We start from the raw sequence: 3,602 nt of genomic DNA, 5'->3' as shown, positions 1-3,602 counted from the left end.
TGCTGGCCATCGTCGGACTGGCTCTGGCCGGTATCGCACTGACAGCGCTGATCCGCAAGCCCGGCCCGCACCGCCCCTGACACGACACCAGGCCAACACGCCACGGCCGGTCCACCACGAGGACACCCCGAGGGGGCGCTTCCCGCCGGAAGCGCCCCCTTTCGTCGCTGTCACTCCCTCCACCGACCCCGGACACCGTCTGGGCGCGGGACCCTGCTGAGTCGGTCGAGGCCTGCCGTGAGCGCCTTGGCCGGTGGAGGCATCCTCTTGTCGAACCCCTCGCACAGCCTGGTGTCTCCGGCAGCTGGCAAAGCTGGCCCACGCCGCCCATCGGCGCGAGAGCGGACACACCGTCGCGGAGATCGTGGCCAACACCGGGATCACCCGCACCACTCTGTACCGCCACCTCCCACCCCGACCCGCCGAGACGGTGACCGCCGGAGCGGTCACCGCTGCAGAGTCCGAGGAGTCTGACCCTGCCCTGACGGACTGATTCATACCCGATGATGTTCGTCCTGCGGGCGCGTCCTGAGATGACAGCAGAACTGCTGCGCCAGCACCTCTCGGCGGGCTCCCCGGGGATCTCATAGAGGTGACCAAGAGCCTGGCGGAAGGCGGGACCGTGCCGGGGTGAGAGCCGCGGACGCAGAGCCGATCCGATGTCCGTGCGTCGTGCTGATCAGCGGTGCCGACGTCGTCTGAATCGTCGTGGTCATACCCTCGTCGAAGGCTTCTCGGCGCGGTCGACGTGCTCGGGTTCGCGATGGAGGAACCAGGCCACCACCAGGACCCACACGCCACCGATGTAGATCCCGGTCTGGAAGGCCATGGACAGGTCGGAGTATCCGGTGTTCGACTGGACGACGCCGAAGGACAGCGCTCCGAGGCAGGTGATGGCAATGATCCATCCCAGGATGTTCGACCACCGGCCACGGGCGGTAGATCGCGCCTTGATGAAGAAGGCGACCGCGAACAGTCCGGCCACGATGCCGAACATCAGCCACTGGAGGCTGAAAAGGCCTCCCTCGATCTGTCGAACGGCGAAGGCGGTCTCGTAGAGGAGGTCTTGTTGCCCGGGGCCGGCGCCCGCCCAGCGGTCGACCATGATGCCCAGGGCCACACCGTCCACGGCTACGAACACCGCGTAGAGGCCGGCGTACACCACCATGGCGGCAGCTCCCAGGGTGGCCCAGACGACGGCGGCGCCTCGTCGCAATCGCCAGGCCAACGCCAGGACCGTGACGCCCATCAGCAGGATCCCGAGAAGTTCCCCCAGGTGGTAGAGCGCCCACAGGGGCTCGACCGCGTAGTCGGCGAAGGCCGCCGCCGTCTCGTGCGGAGGGGTCCACGGGTGCAGCCCGGCGGACGCGGTATAGACGATCACGCCGGCGACGGCTGCGATGGTTCCGACCCGTGAGAAATGTCGTTCCGATGGCGGCATGACCGTCTCCGTGTCCGGTACGTCGGGTGAACTCGTCGCGGATGCCGCCCGGCCACCGGCCGACCCTCTGACGCGTGGAGTCGTGGGTTGTTCGCTCGAACATACTGCGGCCAATGGAGCGGGACAAGGGAAGACGGCGGAGCCGGTGCACCAGTGCCGATGTGACGAAGGGCCCCGCCCTGACAACCGGTCTCACTCGGTGGCTGCAGGGGTGGCTGCAGCCGAATCCTCGAGGACGGCGGGGGTGACGGCGATGGCGTGCTCACGCGTGGACACGATGGAGATGTGTTCGGCATCTAACAGGACGATCGCTTCGCCGTTGCTGGACAGCCCGGCCAGGTCCTGGCGGAGCGTGCGGGTCCGGCCCCACTCTGATGCACCCGCTGATCTGAACGCATGCCGCTCGCACTCGTTCCTCGTGTCTCCGCGAAACAACGGGTGGCGGCTCTGCTGCTGGACAATCTCGTCATCCTCGGGTGGATGGCTCTGCTCGCGGTGGGGTCGCTCGTGCCCAACGCGCTCTCCGGTGGTGACCCCGATGTGCTCGGTGTGCTGGGCCCGGTGGACGCCCAGGCGGTGTTCTTCCTGCTCCTCACGCTTCCCGCCGGTCTGTACCTCTACTTCGGCGAGTCCAGTTCGGCGCAGGCGTCGTCGGGCAAACAGCGGCTCGGTCTCATGGTGAGGCGGATCGACGGCCACCGCCCCTCCCGCGGGCAAGTCGCTATCCGCACGGTGGTCAAGCTTTTGCCGTGGGAGGTGGCGCACACCTTCGTGTGGCAGATGCAGGCGGTTTTCTAACGCCGTGGCTATGACGCAGACGTGCCCTGGTGAATTTTCGCCGGCCTGAACGTGGTGCTGACCGCCATCGTGGTGTATCTGGCGATGAGCCTGCTCGGCGCTCGACGAGGCCCGCACGACCGGGCAGCATCCACGGTCCTCACGGCATCCTGAGCGAGCACGTCGACTGGGACCAGCAGGATGATCCGCGCCTGCTGTACCGATCCCCGCTCGACGCGTCGGGTCGCACCAGTCGGATCGACATCCCGCGCAAGCAGCGAGACAGCGAGACGATCTTCCGCAACCCATAGTTGTCAGCGAGCACGGACGATCCATTGCAACCATGCTTTCTCGCCTCACACCCCCAGGGATGCGAGACGTCTCGTCGGGGTCGGCTGAGGTGTCGCCGCGATGGCCGGGAAAGGTGACGGGGGTGAGCTGGCCCCCCGGCCAGCCCACCCCCGTGCTGCTTCTGCGTGGACTCTTATTGGGTCGCGACCTGGATCCCCCCGGAACCAGATGCGGCCGGTCGACGCGGCAGAAGCTGGAAGATGGTTTGATGTGAACTCCATGTCCTCCCTGGTCAGCAAGAATGCTCGCTTCAGCCCCGTCCAGCAAGAGTTTGGGTATGTGGCAGTTCACAACCGGACACATCAATTTGCACCCATAAATTACTGCGTACGGGGCGGGCGGTGCGGTCGAGCTCTTGGTGTGCTGGTGTGTGCATGACGTCAGCCGCGTGCCGGCGAGGGTTGACCCTCGAGACCATCGAGCACCCACTCCGAGAGCTGTTCACGTGGCACGACGACCGTGGCCGACTTGAGTTGCTCCACATCGTGAACCGGCAGGGGCTCGTTGACGGTTTCGGCCTCGTGCGTAGCCAGTGCAGCGGTGTAGCCGATGGCCAACGGGCTCGCCCACGCTGGGTGGCCGGTGTAGCCGGGGTGAGCCGGATCGGGGCTGCGTACCTCCAGCCACCGTGTCGGCTGCGGCCGGTCGAGGGTGGCGGGGATCAAGGACCGGTGCAGGACCCACGTGACGTCGGCCCACCGGCCGGCGGGGTGTCGATGCCGTCTGAATACTGACCCTCGGGCGCCGGGCGGATTCAACAGCTCGTCGCAACACCGGCCTGGTTTCAGCATGACATCTTCGCGGCGAACACGGTGGCCGGTGTTGCCCAACCGAGCACCTTCCGCGGACGGGTGTTGAGCAACAGCTCCACTCTGGCGAGATCCCCGGCGGTGTAGACGCTCAGGTCCGTGCCCTTCGGGAAGTACTGGCGCAGCAAACCGTTCATGTTCTCGTTGGACCCCCGCATCCACGGACTGGCCGGGGCGGCGAAGTACACGCCCTCGCTGAACCAGGCAGCCACCAGGTCGTGGCG

Annotated in this window: 5 protein-coding genes; 2 read left to right on the top strand and 3 right to left on the bottom strand. The window is 66.8% G+C overall.

All coding sequences use genetic code 11. From position 1 onward, the window contains the following. The first annotated feature begins 253 nt into the window (after positions 1 to 253). Positions 254 to 493 (top strand): helix-turn-helix domain-containing protein, encoded by a 240-nt coding sequence (locus ACFU0Y_RS17600; protein WP_380216162.1) that lies wholly within the window; start codon positions 254 to 256, stop codon positions 491 to 493. Positions 494 to 712: 219 nt separating this feature from the next. Here ACFU0Y_RS17600 and ACFU0Y_RS17595 read toward each other — a convergent pair whose 3' ends face one another. Then, the gene (locus tag ACFU0Y_RS17595; RefSeq protein WP_380216160.1) at positions 713 to 1,384 is read right to left on the bottom strand and encodes a hypothetical protein; all 672 of its coding nucleotides are present in this window, start codon (positions 1,382 to 1,384) and stop codon (positions 713 to 715) included. Positions 1,385 to 1,837: 453 nt separating this feature from the next. Here ACFU0Y_RS17595 and ACFU0Y_RS17590 point away from each other — a divergent pair, with 453 nt between their 5' ends. Further along, entirely contained in the window at positions 1,838 to 2,239 is a 402-nt protein-coding gene (locus tag ACFU0Y_RS17590) for an RDD family protein (RefSeq protein WP_380216158.1), read from the top strand. 710 nt (positions 2,240 to 2,949) lie between these two features. On the opposite strand, the gene ACFU0Y_RS17585 is transcribed toward ACFU0Y_RS17590, so the two are convergent. Together ACFU0Y_RS17585 and ACFU0Y_RS17580 are read right to left on the bottom strand one after the other, a co-directional pair. Continuing rightward, positions 2,950 to 3,234, bottom strand: a complete 285-nt coding sequence (locus ACFU0Y_RS17585) for a hypothetical protein (protein ID WP_380216156.1) — start codon at positions 3,232 to 3,234, stop codon at positions 2,950 to 2,952. A gap of 119 nt (positions 3,235 to 3,353) precedes the next feature. Further along, on the bottom strand, positions 3,354 to 3,602 hold a 249-nt coding region (locus tag ACFU0Y_RS17580), incomplete at its 5' end, for a transposase (RefSeq protein ID WP_380216154.1).

It is taken from the genome of Kocuria sp. NPDC057446 (assembly GCF_042802875.1).
Classification (GTDB): domain Bacteria; phylum Actinomycetota; class Actinomycetes; order Actinomycetales; family Micrococcaceae; genus Kocuria.
Note: the sequence above shows the minus strand (reverse complement) of the source record. Positions and strands in the feature narration are given on the sequence as shown.

Excerpts from the sequence above, each read along its gene's own strand:
- ACFU0Y_RS17590 (WP_380216158.1), top strand. The coding sequence starts at position 1,838 with ATGCCGCTCGCACTCGTTCCTCGTGTCTCCGCGAAACAACGGGTGGCG.